Genomic DNA, 16,315 nt, shown 5'->3' with positions numbered 1-16,315 from the left:
TCGTTTCACCCGCGATTTTGCATCGCCATCCGTTCCCGCGCCCTTCCGAGCCAGTCAGCCTCATGTCCGAAAAGCCGCAAAAGTCCCAAAAGTCTGAAGCCAAGGACTATTCGAAGACCCTGTTCCTGCCGCAGACCGAATTCCCGATGCGCGCCGGCCTGCCGCAGCGCGAGCCGGAGATCCTCAAGCGCTGGTACGAGATCGGCCTCTACGAGAAGCTGCGCCAGAGTGCGAAGGGCCGCGCCAAGTTCGTGTTGCATGACGGCCCGCCCTACGCCAACGGCAACATCCATATCGGCACGGCGCTGAACAAGATCCTGAAGGACCTCGTCACCAAGAGCCAGCAGATGCTCGGCTTCGATTCCAACTACGTGCCGGGCTGGGACTGCCACGGCCTGCCGATCGAGTGGAAGGTCGAGGAGGAGCATTATCGCAAGAAGGGCAAGCAGAAGCCCGACTTCCGCGACAGCGCCGCGATGATTGATTTCCGCAAGGAGTGCCGCGCCTATGCCACGCACTGGCTCGGCGTGCAGCGCGAGGAGTTCAAGCGCCTCGGCGTGATCGGCGATTGGGACCATCCCTACGCCACCATGAGCTATCCGGCCGAAGCCCAGATCGCGCGCGAGCTGATGAAGTTTGCCGCAAACGGCACGCTCTATCGCGGCTCCAAGCCGGTGATGTGGAGCGTGGTTGAGAAGACCGCGCTGGCCGAAGCCGAGGTGGAGTACGAGGACCACACGTCCGATACGGTCTGGGTGAAATTCCCGGTGACCTCGCCCGCGCACGGTGCGCTCGCCTCGGCGAGCGTCGTGATCTGGACCACCACGCCCTGGACGCTGCCGGGCAATCGCGCCATCTCGTTCTCGCCGAAGATCGCTTATGGCCTCTACAAGGTGACGGACGCCCCCGCCGACAATTGGGCCAGGAACGGCGATCTCCTCATCCTCGCCGATGCGCTCGCGCAAGACGTCTTCAAGCAGGCGCGCGTGACGGCTTATGAGAAGGTCCGCGACGTCCCCGGCGACACCATGGACGCGATCGAGTGTGCCCATCCGCTCAAGGGCGTCGGCGGTGGCTACGACTTCATCGTGCCGCTGCTGCCTGGCGACCATGTCACCGACGACACCGGCACCGGCTTCGTGCACACGGCGCCCGGCCATGGCCGCGAGGACTTCGATGTCTGGATGGCGGAGGCGCGCGATCTCGACGCGCGCGGCATCAACACCGCCATCCCCTATACCGTCGACGAGAATGGCGCCTACACCGATCATGCGCCGGGCTTTGCCGGCAAGCGCGTCATCACCGACAAGGGCGAGAAGGGCGATGCCAACGAGGCCGTGATCAAGGCGCTCGTCGAGAAAGGCATGCTGCTCGCCCGCGGCCGGCTGAAGCATCAATATCCGCACTCCTGGCGCTCCAAGAAGCCGGTAATCTTCCGCAACACACCGCAATGGTTCATTGCGATGGACAAGGACATCGCGGTGGGCGGCAAGACGAAGAGCGGCGACACGCTGCGCGCCCGCGCGCTGCAGGCGATCTCGGTGACGCAATGGGTGCCGCCGTCCGGCGAGAACCGCATCAACGGCATGATCGAGGCACGCCCCGACTGGGTGATCTCGCGCCAGCGCGCCTGGGGGGTGCCGATCGCCGTGTTCGTGCGCGAGAAGGGCGACGGCTCCGCCGAGATCCTCCAGGACGAGGCCGTCAATGCGCGCATCGGTGAAGCCTTCGAGAAGGAAGGCGCCGACGCCTGGTACGCGACCGGCGCGCGCGAGCGCTTCCTCGGGCCCCGCGCGAACGAGGACTGGCAGAAGGTCGACGACATTCTCGACGTTTGGTTCGATTCCGGCTCGACCCACGCTTTCGTGCTCGAAGATCCCGTGCAGTTTCCCGGGCTCGCCGGCATCAAGCGCAAGGTCGACGGCGGCGCCGACACGGTGATGTATCTGGAAGGCTCGGACCAGCATCGCGGCTGGTTCCACTCCTCGCTGCTGGAAAGCTGCGGCACGCGCGGCCGCGCGCCTTACGACATCGTGCTGACCCACGGCTTCACCCAGGCCGAGGACGGCCGCAAGATGTCGAAGTCGCTCGGCAACACCATCGAGCCGCAGGCCGTCATCAAGGAATCTGGCGCCGACATCTTAAGGCTCTGGGTCGCGTCGAGCGACTATACCGACGACCAGCGCATCGGCCCCGAGATCCTGAAGAACACCGTCGAAACCTATCGCAAGCTGCGCAACACCGTGCGCTGGATGCTGGGCACGCTGCATCATTACAGGCCGGCCGACGCAATCGCGCCGGCCGAGATGCCCGAGCTCGAGCGCTTGATGCTGCACGAGCTCTCAGGTCGCGCCGCCGCGATCGGCAAGGCCTATCGGGAGTTCGACTACAAGACCGTGGTCGCGAGCCTGTCCGCGTTCCTGAACAGCGAGCTCTCCGCCTTCTACTTCGACATCCGCAAGGATACGCTGTATTGCGATCCGCCCTCGTCACTGACGCGCAAGGCGGCGCTGACGACCATCGACCTGTTGTGCGCTTCGATCCTGAAATGGCTGGCCCCGATCCTCAGCTTCACTGCGGAGGAGGCGTGGCGCATGTACCGGCCCGACGCCGAGCCGTCCGTGCACCTGACGCTGTTCCCGACCGATCTCGAAGCCTTGCGCGACGACAAGCTCGCCGCGAAATGGGAGACGATCCGCAACGTGCGTCGCGTCGTCACCGGCGCACTCGAGCTGGAACGCGCCGCCAAGAACATCGGCTCCTCGCTCGAGGCATCGCCGGTAATCTATGTCGCCGATCGCGGCATGCTGGCGACCTTGTTCGACATCGATCTGGCTGAAGTCTGCATCACCTCGAACTACGAGGTGCGGGAGGGCGAGGCGCCGGCCTCGGCGTTCCGCCTCGATGCCGTCCCCGGCGTCGCGGTCGTGGTGGAGAAGGCGATCGGCACCAAATGCGCCCGCTCCTGGAAGATCTCGCCGATGGTCGGCGAAGACGCCGAATACCCCGACGTCACCCCGCGCGACGCCAAGGCGCTGCGCGAATGGAAGGCGCTCGGGGTGAGCATCTGATCGGTCGGCCATGACCCCGCTCCGCGCCGGCATCCTCGCGGCCATGGTCACGCTCGTGGCCGACCAGGCCTCGAAGCTCTGGCTGTTGAACGTGTTCGACCTCGCCCGTCGCGGCGCGGTGCGGGTGACGCCGTTCTTCGACCTGGTGCTGGCCTGGAATATCGGCATCAGCTTCGGCTGGCTCCAGAACGACAGCCAGGCCGCGCAGTTCGCGCTGATGGCCGTCAAGGCGATCGCGGTGGTTGCGCTGGCGATCTGGATGGCCCGCTCGCACACCATGCTCGCGACCGTCGCGCTCGGCCTGATCATCGGCGGCGCCATTGGCAACGGCATCGACCGCCTGGCCTATGGCGCGGTGGTGGATTTCGCCCTGTTCCACATCGAGATCGCCGGAAATACCTATAATTGGTATGTGTTTAACCTCGCGGACGTGGCCATCGTTGCTGGGGTGGCAGCGCTATTGTATGATTCCTTCCTGGGGGTACCCGCCGCAAAAGCGCCCTGATCCCGGCCGATACGGACCGGCAGCTGGAACCCGGCTTTTGCAAGGGTCAAGCCGCGTGTGGGCGGCAATCTGCTACAATATGAAACAGGTACGGTGATGCGCAGCTCGAAGACCAGCGGTTCGATGGTTCGGGGCTCCCAATCGGGGGGCTGGCGGGCACTGAAATTGGCCGCCGTCGCGCTCGGCATCGGCCTCGTCATGTCGACCGGTGGCGCCCGTGCTGCCGACGATGACGACGACGACGACATGACCTTCGAAGAGAAGCTCATCGACAACCTGATGACCGGCCTTGGCGCCCGGAGCATGGAAAAACCCGGCATCGAATACCGCGAGCGTTCGCCGCTGGTCGTGCCGCCCAAGCTCGACCTGCCGCCGCCTGCCGCCGCCGAAGCCGCGGCTGCGCCGAATTGGCCGAAGGACCCCGACGAGAAGCGCCGCAAGGAGGCCATCGCCCAGCGGAAGAAGTCCGGTAACAAGGCAACGGAGTACTGGAAGAACGCCCAGCCGCTGTCGCCCGCCGAGTTGAACGCCCATAGGACGGCCGCCGCCGACAGGACGAGCAATGACCCGGTCCAGCCGGGCACCAACGTGGCCAATCCGACGATGAGCCCTGCCGAACTCGGATATACCGGAGGGCTGTGGAAACTCTTCAAAGGGAACGGGCCCGAGTCCAAGCAGTTTACGTCGGAACCGCCACGCCAATCGCTGGTGGAGCCGCCGCCGGGATATCAGACGCCGTCGCCGAACTACGCCTACGGCGCCGGCCCGGATAATTCGAAGCGGACATATTTCGACGTCCGATCCGGCAAGGAGAAGGAACAATAGCGTTCCTGTCCTGTCGCGACATTCTGACCCGCGCGAAGCGAGGGTCGGCGGTGCATGTCCGCCCACCTCGTTCAAAATTGCTTATCAGTAACTTGCCTAAGCGTTGAGTTCTCTGCTTCGTGACGCGAAGCCTCAGCCGCACGGTGTAGCCTGCCGTGCCCTCCGAGCCGGAGATCCGGGCTCGGCACCTCACAACCAGGGATCATGATGTCCTCTTACCGATCGGCTGCCTGCCTCCTTGCCGCGCTGCTTTCGACGAGTGTCCTTTCGGCCGGCGCCGCCCTTGCCCAGACCACGGTGACATCGGCTCCGCCCGCCAGCTTCACGCTCGCCAACGGCATGCAGGTCGTGGTGATCCCGGACCGCCGCACCCCCGTTGTCACCGAGATGATCTGGTACAAAGTCGGCTCGGCCGATGAGACGCCCGGCAAGTCCGGCCTCGCGCACTTCCTCGAGCACCTGATGTTCAAGGGCACCGCGAAGCATCCGGCAGGCGAATTCTCCCAGACCGTGCTGCGTGTCGGCGGCAACGAGAACGCTTCGACCTCGGTCGACTACACCAACTACTATCAGCGCGTGCCGAAAGAGCAGCTGCCGACCATGATGGAGTTCGAGGCCGACCGCATGACAGGCCTCGTCCTCAAGGACGAGAACGTGCTGCCCGAGCGCGACGTCGTGCTCGAAGAGTACAACATGCGCGTCGCCAACAATCCGGATGCGCGGTTGAACGAGCAGATCATGGCCGCGCTCTATCTCAACCATCCCTACGGGCGGCCGGTGATCGGCTGGCATCAGGAGATCGAGAAGCTCGATCGCGAGGATGCGCTCGCCTTCTATCGTCGCTTCTACGCGCCGAACAACGCGATCCTGGTGATCGCCGGCGACGTCGACGCCGCCGAAATCCGCCCGCTGGTCGAGCGCAATTTCGGCTCGATCCCCGCGCAGCCCGCGATCCCGGCGCGGCGCGTTCGTCCGCAGGAGCCGGAGCCCGCCGCCCCGCGCACCGTCACGCTGGCCGACCCGCGCGTCGAGCAGCCGAACATGCGGCGCTATTATCTCGTGCCCTCGGCGACCACGGCCGCGGCCGGCGAGAGCGCGGCCCTCGATGTGCTGGCGCAGCTGATCGGCAGCGGCAGCAATTCCTATCTCTACCGTGCCCTCGTGGTCGACAAGCCGCTCGCGGTCTCCGCCAGCGCCAGCTATTCGAGCATCTCGCTCGACCCGACCCAGTTCGCGATCTCGGCTGCACCGAAACCCGGCGTCAGTTTTTCGGAGGTCGAGCAGGCGGTCGACGGGGTCCTCGCCAACGTCGCGCAGAACCCGATCCGCGCCGAGGATCTGGAGCGGGTCAAAACCCAGCTCATTGCCGAAGCGATCTACGCCCAGGACAACCAGGCTGTGCTGGCGCGCTGGTACGGCGGCGCGCTGACCACCGGCCTGTCGATCGAGGACATCAGGAGCTGGCCCGATCGCATCCGCGCCGTCACCGCCGAGCAGGTTCGCGCCGTTGCGCAGAAATGGCTCGAGAAGAAGCGCTCGGTGACGGGCTACCTGATCAAGGACACTGCAACCGCCAAGCGCGAGGAGAAGCGCTCGTGACCTATTCCTTCGTTCGCCGCATTGCATTCTCCGTTGCCGCCGGCGCGGTCCTCGCATTCTCTGCGGTCTCGCCGTCGCAGGCCGCCGCAAAGATCCAGCACCTGATCTCGCCGGGCGGCATCGAAGCCTGGTTCGTGCAGGACGCAACCGTGCCGCTGATTGCCATGGAATATTCCTTCGCCGGGGGCTCGGCGGAGGACCCCAAGGACAAGCCGGGCGTTGCCAATCTGGTCGGCTCTCTCCTCGACGAAGGCTCAGGCGATCTCGATTCCAAGACGTTCCATGAACGGCTCGACCGCCGCGCCATCGAGCTGTCCTTCAACGCCACCCGCGACACCCTCCGGGGCAGCCTTCGCATGCTGCGCGACAACAAGGACGAGGCCTTCGACCTGCTCAGGATGGCGCTGACCTCGCCGCATTTCGACACGGCCGACGTCGAACGCATCCGCTCGCAGGTCATCTCGGGCCTGCGCCGCGAGACCACCAATCCGACCTCGCTGGCGAGCCGCAAGTTTCTGGAGCTCGCGTTCGGCGATCACCCCTACAGCCGGCAGAGCAACGGCAACCTCGACAGCGTGCCGACCATCACAATTGCCGACCTGAGGAATTATGTCGGCCGTGTCCTCGCCAGGGATGGCCTCAAGATTGCGGTCGTCGGCGACGTCGATCCGGCTACGCTCGGAAAGCTGCTCGACCACACCTTCGGCAGCCTGCCCGCCAAAGCCAATCTGACGCCAGTTCCCGACGTCGAGGCTGCAAAGCCGCCGCAACGCGCCTTCGTGACCCTCGACGTGCCGCAGACGGTGATCACCTTCGGCGGACCCGGCGTGAAGCGGAGTGATCCGAGCTTCATGGCGGCCTACGTCGTCAACCACATCCTCGGCGGCGGCGGCCTATCGTCCCGGCTCTATCGCGAGGTGCGCGAGAAGCGCGGACTGGCCTATTCGGTGTACGAGTCGCTGCTCTGGATGCAGCACTCGGCGATTTTCATCGGCAATACCGGCACCCGCGCCGACCGCGCCGGCGACACCATCGAGGCCATCGAACAGGAGGTGCGCCGCATCGCCGAGGAGGGCCCGACGCAGAAGGAGCTCGATGAGGCCAAGTCCTATCTCAAGGGCTCGCAGATGCTGGCGCTCGACACCTCGTCCAAGCTGGCACAGGCGCTGCTGCAATATCAGCAAGACAAGCTGCCGATCGACTATATCGAGAAGCGCAACGCCATCGTCGACGCCGTGACGCTGGACGATGCCAAGGCGGCCGCCAAGCGGCTCTGGGGCCAGGGGCTGCTGACCGTCGTCGTCGGCCGGGCCCCGCAGGCCGCCGTGCAACCGGCGGCTGCACCGGCGACGAAGTCGAACTGATCTCTTTTCTCGACGTTTCCGGCCATTTGCGTTTCACGGCAGCGCCATTGCTGACGACGGATGTCCGCGGTATGTCCTGACATCACGAATGGTGCCAGCATGCTGCGGATATCCCGCGATCTCGTCATCGACGAGGACGACATCGAGATCGGCTTTGTCCGCGCCTCCGGCCCGGGCGGGCAGAACGTCAACAAGGTCGCGACCTCCGCGCAGCTGCGCTTCGACACGCGCAAGCTGACCTTGCCCGAGGACGCGGCGCTGCGCCTTGCCCGCATTGCCGGCCAGCGCATGACCAAGGACGGCGTGATCGTGATCCACGCTCAGCGCTTTCGCACTCAGGAGCGCAACCGTCAGGATGCCATCGACCGTCTCGTCGAGATCCTCAAGGAGGCCATGGTCCGGCCGACGCCTCGCCGTGCGACGCGGCCGACCTTCGCCTCCAAGCAGCGCCGGCTCGAGGGCAAGAAACGCCGCAGCGACATCAAGGCCGGCCGCGGCCGGAGCTTCGACGATTGATGCGAAAAACCTCCGGTCGCGCGAGCGACCGGAGATTTGCCGTTCGCGAGCTGGCGTCAGTAGCGCTTGCCGGCGGCAGCACCGCCGGTCGCCGCATCGTCTGCGGTGCCCTTGCGCGTCGCGCTGCCGGTGGTCCCGACGGACCCCTTCGTGCCTTTGCCCGACTTCATGCCGACCTTCTCGCCGGCTGCGCCCTGCTGTGCACCGAGATCCTCATCCTCGCTGCCTGACGCGCCGCCTTGCATGGGCTTGCTTTGTACGGTGCCGCCAGGCCTCGTCCCAGACGAGGTGCCTTGGGCGAGAACGGGCGTTGCAACGAGGGCCGCGAGAGCGCAAGCGATCGCAGAGGTCTTCACCAACTTCATCCATTTCTCCTGGAATGTCGCGATGAACCGTTCGGCTGCCTTCTGCACCGTTCGCCTGCACCGGACCGGTTCATCGCGAAGAGAGTTCGAACGGCGCGGTGTGATGCAAGCCGCGTCGTGTGGTGATCGTTTAGGGTTTTCGCGGCGCTTTCGCGGAATTGTGCTCCTCATATGCGGCGGCGCGGAACATGCCAAGCATTCCCGACGGACGACGCGCGCCGAAAATGTCCCCCATTTCGGGTGTGGGAAGCTCGACCTGACCCATGCATTTGTCGCTGCGCGGCATTAGACTTGAGAATATTCGCCGAGTGAGCCTCATGCCCGTCCGCCAGCTGCCAGAACAGGTCGTCAACCGCATCGCCGCCGGCGAGGTGGTCGAACGTCCGGCGAGCGTGGTCAAGGAGCTGGTCGAGAACGCTATCGATGCCGGCGCGAGCCGCATCGACGTCTTCACCGACGGCGGCGGGCGGCGGCGAATCGGCATCACCGACGACGGCAGCGGCATGATCGCAAAAGACCTTGCGCTCGCCGTCGAGCGCCATGCCACCTCCAAGCTCGACGACGAGGACCTGCTGCAGATCCGCACCCTCGGGTTTCGCGGCGAGGCCCTGCCCTCAATCGGCTCGGTGGCGCGCCTCTCCATCACCACGCGGCATGCCAGCGAGCCGCACGCCTGGGCGTTGTCGGTCGAGGGCGGCGAGAAGTCCGGGATCATGCCGGCGGCGCTGGCGCATGGCACGCGCGTCGAGGTTGGCGACCTCTTCTACGCGACGCCGGCGCGGCTCAAGTTTCTGAAGACCGACCGCACCGAGGCGGAAGCCATCCGCGAAGTGGTACGGCGCCTCGCGATGGCACGGCCCGATATCGCCTTCACGCTCGCCGGCGAGGAGCGCGCACCGGTGACCTGGACCGCGGCACTGCCCGGCGCGGCCGGACGGCTGACCCGGCTCGGCGACATCCTCGGCGCCGAGTTCCGCAGCCACGCCATCGAGGTCCATGCCGAGCGCGAGGGCGTCGTGATCGCCGGCTATGCTGCGGCTCCCGCGCTGACCAAGGCCAACGCACTCGGCCAATATCTCTTCGTCAACGGCCGGCCGGTGCGCGACAAGCTCATTCTCGGCGCCGTGCGCGCGGCCTATTCCGACTATCTGCCGCGCGACCGCCATCCGGTGCTGGCGCTGTTCGTCACGCTCGATCCGCGCGAGGTCGATGCCAATGTGCATCCGGCCAAGACCGAGGTGCGCTTCCGCAATGCGGGCCTCGTCCGCGCGCTGATCGTGCATGGCTTGAAGGAAGCACTCGCACGCGAGGGCCGCCGCACCGCCGCCAACAGCGGCGAGAGCGCGCTGTCCTCGTTCCGCCCAGCCTTCACGCCGCCACGTCCGGCAAGCTGGGACTGGCGCGCCTCGCCAGCCGCCCCGGTGGCGCCGATGCCGTCGTTCGAAGGCGCCGCCGCGCCCGCCTTCGCCGAGCGTGCGCAGGCTGCCTTCGACGTCGGCGCGCCCAGTGCTGACGTGCGGATCGAGAGCCAACCCGCCGGCGATCTCGTCGATCGCCCGCTCGGCGCGGCGCGCACGCAGATCCACGAGACCTACATCGTCTCGCAGACCCGCGACGGCCTGATCATCGTCGATCAGCACGCCGCGCATGAGCGCATCGTCTACGAGCGGCTGAAGACCTCGCTCGCCGCCAACGGCGTGCAGCGGCAGATCCTGCTGATCCCTGAGATCGTGGAGATGGATGAGGCCACTGTGGAGCGCCTGCTGGAGCGCAGCGAGGAGCTGGCATCGTTCGGCCTTGCCATCGAATCCTTCGGCCCCGGCGCGGTCGCGGTGCGCGAGACGCCGTCGCTGCTCGGCAAGACCAATGCCGGAGGCCTGTTGCGCGATCTCTCCGAGCACATGGCCGAATGGGACGAGGCGCTGCCGCTCGAACGCCGCCTGATGCACGTCGCGGCGACCATGGCCTGCCACGGCTCGGTGCGCGCCGGCCGCCGGCTGCGGCCGGAGGAGATGAACGCCCTGCTGCGCGAGATGGAGGACACCCCAAACTCCGGCCAGTGCAATCACGGCCGGCCGACCTATGTCGAGCTGAAGCTCAGCGACGTGGAGAAGCTGTTCGGGCGGCGGTGACGGTGCCGTAGGGTGGATTAGCCGAAGGCGTAATCCACCTCTTCTGCGTCCGCAGTGAGAGACAGTGGCGGATTACGCTTTGCTAATCCGCCCTACACAGAAACACGAACTCCGTGTCGTCGTACGCCCGCCGCTCCAATTCCTCAAAACCTTCCGGCGTCACGAACTGCGCGGCCTTCGCCTCTTCCACCACCAGCAGCGCGCCCGGGGTGAGCCAGCCGCCGTCGCGCAAGGACGCCAGCGCCTTCTCGGCGAAGCCCTTGCCGTAGGGCGGGTCGAGAAACACCAGCGAGAACGGCTCGACGGGATGCGCGGGGCCGAGATCGGTCGCATCGCGGCGGTAGACCTTGGTGACGCCGCCGAGGCCGAGCGCCTCGACATTGTTGCGCAACAGCGCACGCGCCTCCGCGCCGTTGTCCACGAACAGCGTGAACTTCGCCCCGCGCGAGGCCGCCTCGATGCCGAGCGCGCCGGTGCCGGCGAAGAGATCGAGCACGCGCGCATCCGCAATCGGATCGTCATAGGCGTGCACGAGGATGTTGAACACGGACTCGCGCAACCGGTCCGCCGTCGGCCGGATGTCACGCGAGGACGGTGAGGCGAGATTGCGCCCCTTCAACCTGCCGCCGACGACGCGCAACCTCAATCCTCCCGCGGCGTCAGGTCTCGCTTGCCGTGATAGCCGCGCTTGGGACGGCGCGGAGGGCCGTAGCCGTTCGCCTCCATCTCGTTGCGCTCGCGCGCCTCCTCGCTGCCGGTGCGCTGCACCAGCACACGGCGGCCCTTGCGATCGTTGATCACCGCGCGCTTGCTGGCGGGCTTCTTCTCGCTCGGCGCCTCGCCGGAGCGCGAAGATGACTTCGAGGGCGTGTCGAACTGCGCGCCCGACTTCTCGATCACCTTGTCGCCGAGTTGCTCGCGCAGCACGCGCGCGCGGATCTCCTCGACCTGGCCTTCCGGAATCTCGCCGAGCTGGAACGGGCCGTAGGAGACGCGGATCAGCCGGTTCACCTCGAGGCCGAGATGGGCGCAGACATTGCGCACCTCGCGGTTCTTGCCCTCGCGGATCGCGAACACCAGCCAGACATTGGCGCCCTGGTCGCGCTCCAGCGTAGCCTCGATCGGACCATATTTGACGCCCTCGACCTCGATGCCGTTCTTGAGCTCGTCGAGCTGCGCCTGGGTGACGTCGCCATGGGCGCGGACGCGGTAGCGGCGCAGCCAGCCGGTGTCCGGCAGCTCGAGCGTGCGCGCGAGGCCGCCGTCGTTCGTGAGCAGCAAGAGCCCTTCGGTGTTGAAGTCGAGCCGGCCGACGCTGATCAGGCGCGGCAGCCCTTCGGGCAGATTGTCGAACACGGTCGGACGGCCCTCGGGGTCGTCATGCGTCGTCATCAGCCCGCGCGGCTTGTGGTAGAGGAAAAGCCGCGTGCGCTCGCGCTCCGGCAACGGCTTGCCGTCGACCATGACGACGTCGTTCTTGGTGACGTCGAGCGCCGGCGAGTTGATCACGCGGCCATTCACGGTGACGCGGCCCTGCGTGACCATCTCCTCGGCATCGCGGCGCGAGGCAAGCCCGGCGCGGGCCAGCACCTTGGCGATGCGCTCGCCGGCCTTCTTCGGCTTCGGCGCCTCGTCGCGGCGCGGCCGGCCCTCGAAATCACGATCGCGCTCGCGATAGGCGCCGCGGCCGCCGAAGGCGGGACGCTTCTCGAAGATCCTGCTGTCGTCCTCGTTGTCGCGGCGCGGACGATCGCGGAAGCGGCCCTCGCTGCGCGGATGCTCCTGCCAGTCCATGCGGCCTTCGGGGCGCTGGCGTGGGCGATCGAACTTCGGACGGTCACCGCGTTCGGTGTCGCGGTCACGGGGCCGATCGAATTTCGGCCGCTCGCGAAACGGGCGGTCACCGGATGCGCGGTCGTCGCGCGAACGAGAGAAACGCGGACGGTCCTCGCCACGGCCACCCTCCCGCCGATCGTCGCGCTGACGCCAGGGCTTTTCATCGCCGCGATCGCGACCGCCGAAATCCTTGTCGAAGCTCTTGCGTGGGCGATCACCGCGCGGTGCGCGATCACCGCGATCGAAATTCGGGCGGTCGCCGCGCGGCTTGAAGCTGCGTTCGCCACGGTCCTCGCGCGGCCCACGGTCGCGTTCGCGATCCCCATGGCCGCGTTGGCGATCCCCACGGTCGCGTTGGCGATCCGGCCCGCCCCGCGAAAATTTCCGTTCGCCGTCGAACTTGCGCTCCGGGCGGTCGCCGCGCGGCGCGTAGGGCTTCTTGTCGCCGAACTTCCTGTCGCTGGAGCGGCCGGCCGAGCGGGCATCGTCGCGATCCCTGCGCGGCGGACGATCGTCACGGCCAAAGGACGGCCGATCGCCGCGCGGCTTGAAGCTGCGCTCGCCGCGGCCTTCACTGCCGCGGTCGTCGCGCTTGAAGCGGGGACGGTCGCTGAAATCGCGGCGCGGTGCGTCGCCTTCCTCGCGGCGGCGGAATGGACGGCTGTCGCGGTCGCCACGGGGCGGGCGGCTGTCGCGCTCGCGCTTACCCTCGCCCTTGCCCTCGAAGCCGCGCTTGGCGAATTTCTTCTCTGGCCCGCGCGGCTTGCCGCTACGGCCTTTGGCCGGGCCTCGCCGGCCGCGGGAATCGTTGTCTTTGTCGCTGTCGCGAGGCATGACTAATCTCACTTAAGGGGTGGCGCGAGCATTGTGCGCGCTCGCTGCGAGCCGCATGCTCAGGCAAAATCGGTATCCACTCTTGCTGAAGGCGGAGCTAGTAGCAGGTTTCTGGCGATGATACGAGGCATGAAAGCCCCTTCTTTCATGGATTTGGCGCTTCTGGCGGCTGAAACTGCCGGAAAATCGGGCGAAGTTCCTGTTGGCTGCGTGGTGGTCCGCGATCACGAGGTGATCGCCACCGGCGCCAACCGGACGCTGACCGACCATGATCCGACCGCCCATGCCGAGATCATCGCGCTGCGCGCGGCCGCCGCGAAGATCGGCAGCGAGCGGCTGGTCGACTGCGACCTCTACGTGACGCTGGAGCCCTGCACCATGTGTGCGGGCGCGATCTCGTTTGCAAGGGTGAGGCGGCTCTATTACGGCGCGGCCGACCCCAAGGGCGGCGCGGTGGAGTCAGGCGTGCGGTTCTTTGCCTCGCCGACCTGTCACCACGCGCCGGACGTCTATTCCGGCGTCGGCGAGAGCGAGGCGGCGCGGCTGCTGAAGGAGTTCTTTCGGGAGCGGCGGTAGGTTGGAGTCGCGTAGCCCGGATGGAGCGAAGCGCAATCCGGGACAGTCTCGCGGCGAGGAGAGAACCCCGGATTTCGCTTCGCTCCATCCGGGCTACAAGATCGTCAAGCCGCGAAGAACTCGCGCAACGCCCTCGCGGTCACCTCCGGATTCTCCTCGGTGAGGAAGTGCCCCGAATCCACCGGCATGCCGTCGACGTTGGTGGCCCATTGCTTCCAGGTGTCGAGCGGCGTCGCGGCGGCCTGGGCGACGCCGGCATTGCCCCACAGCGCCAGCATCGGAATCGTGATCTTCTTGCCGGCCTCGAAATCGGCCTTGTCGAGGTCGTAGTCGAAATAGGCGCCGGCGCGGTAATCCTCGCACATCGCGTGGATGCGGGCGGGATCGCGGAACGGGGCGAGGTAGTGCTCGAGCGCGCGCGGGTCGATCGCGTCCAGCGTCTTCGACTTGGTCTGGCTCGCCATCTTGAAGCGCAGGAAGAACTCGCCTTGGCCTGCGATCAGCGTCTCCGGCAGCGGATAGGGCTGCGCCAGGAAGGTCCAGTGATAGATCTTAAGTGCGTAGGCGCGGTTCATCCGCTCCCAGTAATTATAGGTCGGCAGGATATCGAGCACGGCGAGCTTCGACAGCCGGCCCGGATGGTCGAGCGCGAGGCGATAGGAGACGCGGCCGCCGCGATCGTGGCCGGCGAGCGCGAAATGCACGTGGCCGAGCCGCTCCATGACCTCGACCATGGCTTTCGCCATGGCGCGCTTGCTGTAGGGGATGTGCAGCGCATCGCTCGCGGGCATGTCGGACCAGCCGTAGCCCGGCAGGTCGGCGATGATCAGCGTGAAGTGCTCGGCAAGCTCGGGCGCCACCTGGTGCCACATCACGTGAGTCTCGGAGAAGCCGTGCAGGAGCAGCAGCGGCGGGCCCTTGCCGCCGACGCGGGCGAAGATGCGGCCGAACGAGGTATCGATCCATTCGGCGGCAAAGCCCGGATAGAGGTCGGCGAGATCGGACATCTTTTTGCATCCTTATTGGTCGGTCGCGGGGCCGCTCGACAAAAGTGTCGAAAACAACCCCATGCACAGTACCGGTATTATCGTCGGGGCAGCTAACCCCAACGGCCGATTGCATATTCTGGAGTGTAGATGTGGCGGCGCGGTGACGCCAACGTCGCGATTCCGGATCGGCGCTTTTGGGGGCGCCGTCCGCAATGACGCGCTAATTTTTGGCCTTTTCCGCCTCCACCGCCTGCCAGCCGATGTCGCGGCGGCAGAAGCCGTCCGGCCAATCGATGCGGTCGACGGCTTGATAGGCGCGCGCCTGCGCTTCCGTCACGGTCGCCCCTAGCGCGCAGACATTGAGCACGCGGCCGCCATTGGCGAGGATCGCGCCGTCCTTCTCAACCGTGCCGGCGTGGAAGATCTCGACGGTATCGACCTTGGCGGCCTCCTCGAGCCCGCCGATCCGCGTGCCCTTCTGGTAGTCGCCGGGATAGCCCTTCGCCGCCATCACCACGGTCAGCGCGGATTCCTTATGCCAGCGCAGGTCGAAATGCTTCAGCTCCCCGTCGCAGGCGGCGAGCAGCGCCGGCACGATGTCGCTCATCATGCGCAGCATCAGGACCTGGCACTCGGGATCGCCGAAGCGCACGTTGAACTCGAACAGCTTTGGCCCCTGCGTCGTCAGCATGATGCCGGCATAGAGCACGCCGCGGAACGGCGTGCCACGCTGCTTCATGCCTGCGACCGTCGGCAGGATGATTTTGGCCATGATCGCGTCGTGGATGGCGGGCGTGACCAGCGGCGTCGGCGAATAGGCGCCCATGCCGCCGGTGTTCGGGCCGACATCGTGGTCGAACACGCGCTTGTGGTCCTGGGCGGAGGCCAGCGGGATCGCCGTCTCGCCGTCGCACAGCGCAAAGAAGCTGATCTCGCGGCCCGGCAGAAACTCCTCGATTACGACTTCAGTGCCGGCCTCGCCGAAGGCGCCCTCGAACATCATGGCGATGGCGTCCTCCGCCTCGCGCACGGTTTTCGCAACGACGACGCCCTTGCCGGCGGCAAGGCCATCGGCCTTGACCACGATCGGCGCGCCCTGGCTCTGCACATAGGCGCGCGCCTCATCGGCATTGGTGAATCGCTGATAGGCGCCGGTCGGAATGCCGAACTCGGTGCACAGCGCCTTGGTAAAGCCCTTGGAGCTTTCGAGCTGGGCCGCCACCTTGCTCGGGCCGAACGCCTTGATGCCGGCTTTGGTGAGATCATCGACGATGCCGGCCGCGAGCGGCGTCTCCGGCCCGACCACCACGAGCTCGACCGCGTTCTTTTTGCAGAAGTCGATCACGGCGGCATGGTCGGCGACATCGAGCGCCGCGCATTCCGCCTCCCTCGCGATGCCGGCATTGCCGGGCGCGCACCAGAATTTGGTCACCAGGGGAGAGGCCGCGATCTTCCACGCCAGGGCATGTTCGCGGCCGCCGGAACCAAGCAGGAGAATGTGCATCGAAGGCTCAGAATGAGGGGTTTTGCTGGGGCCGGAGGTCGCACGAATCGGGGTCGGGCTCAAGGGGGTTGGCCGAACTCCCCGTCATTCCAGCGCACGTGGCTCAGGCGCAAGCCCAGATTGTCGAGGAGACAGACTGGCTATGCTGCGAAGTTTATCTCCGCCTCGCCACGATAGGCTTTTGATCCCCAATGTGCGT

13 protein-coding genes are annotated in these 16,315 nt (G+C 66.5%); 8 read left to right on the top strand and 5 right to left on the bottom strand.

Going from position 1 to position 16,315, the window contains the following annotated elements:
• Positions 1-62: 62 nt before the first annotated feature.
• From ileS to arfB, 6 genes are all read left to right on the top strand, one after another.
• Entirely contained in the window at positions 63-3,071 is a 3,009-nt protein-coding gene (gene ileS, locus I6F31_RS23690; protein ID WP_036009261.1) for an isoleucine--tRNA ligase, read from the top strand.
• Between the two features lie 10 nt (positions 3,072-3,081).
• Positions 3,082-3,576 carry a signal peptidase II gene (gene lspA, locus I6F31_RS23685; protein WP_036009258.1) on the top strand — a complete coding sequence of 165 codons (495 nt, stop codon included), beginning with the start codon at positions 3,082-3,084 and terminating at the stop codon, positions 3,574-3,576.
• 96 nt (positions 3,577-3,672) lie between these two features.
• Positions 3,673-4,401: a hypothetical protein gene (locus I6F31_RS23680; RefSeq protein ID WP_036009255.1), complete on the top strand. Its 729-nt coding sequence runs from the start codon at positions 3,673-3,675 to the stop codon at positions 4,399-4,401.
• Between the two features lie 207 nt (positions 4,402-4,608).
• On the top strand, positions 4,609-6,000 hold the full coding sequence (locus I6F31_RS23675; RefSeq protein WP_036009336.1) for a pitrilysin family protein: 1,392 nt from the start codon (positions 4,609-4,611) through the stop codon (positions 5,998-6,000).
• Positions 5,997-7,364, top strand: coding sequence for a pitrilysin family protein (locus I6F31_RS23670; RefSeq protein ID WP_036009252.1), 1,368 nt, complete (start codon positions 5,997-5,999; stop codon positions 7,362-7,364). Before I6F31_RS23675 ends, I6F31_RS23670 begins: the two co-directional genes overlap by 4 nt.
• A 99-nt stretch (positions 7,365-7,463) precedes the next feature.
• The gene (gene arfB, locus I6F31_RS23665; protein ID WP_027575820.1) at positions 7,464-7,880 is read left to right on the top strand and encodes an alternative ribosome rescue aminoacyl-tRNA hydrolase ArfB; all 417 of its coding nucleotides are present in this window, start codon (positions 7,464-7,466) and stop codon (positions 7,878-7,880) included.
• 56 nt (positions 7,881-7,936) lie between these two features.
• On the opposite strand, the gene I6F31_RS23660 is transcribed toward arfB, so the two are convergent.
• Positions 7,937-8,245, bottom strand: coding sequence for a hypothetical protein (locus I6F31_RS23660; RefSeq protein ID WP_036027161.1), 309 nt, complete (start codon positions 8,243-8,245; stop codon positions 7,937-7,939).
• A gap of 317 nt (positions 8,246-8,562) precedes the next feature.
• Between I6F31_RS23660 and mutL the strand changes: the two genes are divergently transcribed.
• Positions 8,563-10,377, top strand: coding sequence for a DNA mismatch repair endonuclease MutL (gene mutL, locus I6F31_RS23655; RefSeq protein WP_225186191.1), 1,815 nt, complete (start codon positions 8,563-8,565; stop codon positions 10,375-10,377).
• 82 nt (positions 10,378-10,459) lie between these two features.
• Here the strand turns inward: mutL and rsmD are convergent, their stop codons facing one another.
• Together rsmD and I6F31_RS23645 are read right to left on the bottom strand one after the other, a co-directional pair.
• Positions 10,460-11,017: a 16S rRNA (guanine(966)-N(2))-methyltransferase RsmD gene (gene rsmD, locus I6F31_RS23650; RefSeq protein ID WP_225186190.1), complete on the bottom strand. Its 558-nt coding sequence runs from the start codon at positions 11,015-11,017 to the stop codon at positions 10,460-10,462.
• Positions 11,018-11,019: 2 nt separating this feature from the next.
• Positions 11,020-13,047: a pseudouridine synthase gene (locus I6F31_RS23645; RefSeq protein ID WP_225186189.1), complete on the bottom strand. Its 2,028-nt coding sequence runs from the start codon at positions 13,045-13,047 to the stop codon at positions 11,020-11,022.
• Positions 13,048-13,164: 117 nt separating this feature from the next.
• Here I6F31_RS23645 and tadA point away from each other — a divergent pair, with 117 nt between their 5' ends.
• On the top strand, positions 13,165-13,623 hold the full coding sequence (tadA, locus tag I6F31_RS23640) for a tRNA adenosine(34) deaminase TadA (RefSeq protein ID WP_057027654.1): 459 nt from the start codon (positions 13,165-13,167) through the stop codon (positions 13,621-13,623).
• 104 nt (positions 13,624-13,727) lie between these two features.
• On the opposite strand, the gene I6F31_RS23635 is transcribed toward tadA, so the two are convergent.
• Positions 13,728-14,630: an alpha/beta hydrolase gene (locus I6F31_RS23635; RefSeq protein ID WP_225186188.1), complete on the bottom strand. Its 903-nt coding sequence runs from the start codon at positions 14,628-14,630 to the stop codon at positions 13,728-13,730.
• Between the two features lie 202 nt (positions 14,631-14,832).
• Positions 14,833-16,116, bottom strand: a complete 1,284-nt coding sequence (purD, locus tag I6F31_RS23630; protein WP_225186187.1) for a phosphoribosylamine--glycine ligase — start codon at positions 16,114-16,116, stop codon at positions 14,833-14,835.
• Positions 16,117-16,315 lie beyond the last annotated feature (199 nt).

It is taken from the genome of Bradyrhizobium sp. NBAIM01 (assembly GCF_020194115.1).
Lineage (GTDB): Bacteria > Pseudomonadota > Alphaproteobacteria > Rhizobiales > Xanthobacteraceae > Bradyrhizobium > Bradyrhizobium yuanmingense.
The sequence above is the reverse complement of the archived record's forward strand: the minus strand, read 5'-3'. Positions and strand labels throughout refer to the sequence as shown.

Bases quoted from the DNA above. Each gene is read 5' to 3' on its own strand.
- ileS (WP_036009261.1), top strand. From the start codon at position 63: ATGTCCGAAAAGCCGCAAAAGTCCCAAAAGTCTGAAGCCAAGGACTAT.
- lspA (WP_036009258.1), top strand. From the start codon at position 3,082: ATGACCCCGCTCCGCGCCGGCATCCTCGCGGCCATGGTCACGCTCGTG.
- I6F31_RS23680 (WP_036009255.1), top strand. From the start codon at position 3,673: ATGCGCAGCTCGAAGACCAGCGGTTCGATGGTTCGGGGCTCCCAATCG.
- I6F31_RS23675 (WP_036009336.1), top strand. From the start codon at position 4,609: ATGTCCTCTTACCGATCGGCTGCCTGCCTCCTTGCCGCGCTGCTTTCG.
- arfB (WP_027575820.1), top strand. From the start codon at position 7,464: ATGCTGCGGATATCCCGCGATCTCGTCATCGACGAGGACGACATCGAG.
- I6F31_RS23660 (WP_036027161.1), bottom strand. From the start codon at position 8,245: ATGAAGTTGGTGAAGACCTCTGCGATCGCTTGCGCTCTCGCGGCCCTC.
- mutL (WP_225186191.1), top strand. From the start codon at position 8,563: ATGCCCGTCCGCCAGCTGCCAGAACAGGTCGTCAACCGCATCGCCGCC.
- I6F31_RS23645 (WP_225186189.1), bottom strand. From the start codon at position 13,047: ATGCCTCGCGACAGCGACAAAGACAACGATTCCCGCGGCCGGCGAGGC.
- tadA (WP_057027654.1), top strand. From the start codon at position 13,165: ATGATACGAGGCATGAAAGCCCCTTCTTTCATGGATTTGGCGCTTCTG.
- I6F31_RS23635 (WP_225186188.1), bottom strand. From the start codon at position 14,630: ATGTCCGATCTCGCCGACCTCTATCCGGGCTTTGCCGCCGAATGGATC.
- purD (WP_225186187.1), bottom strand. From the start codon at position 16,116: ATGCACATTCTCCTGCTTGGTTCCGGCGGCCGCGAACATGCCCTGGCG.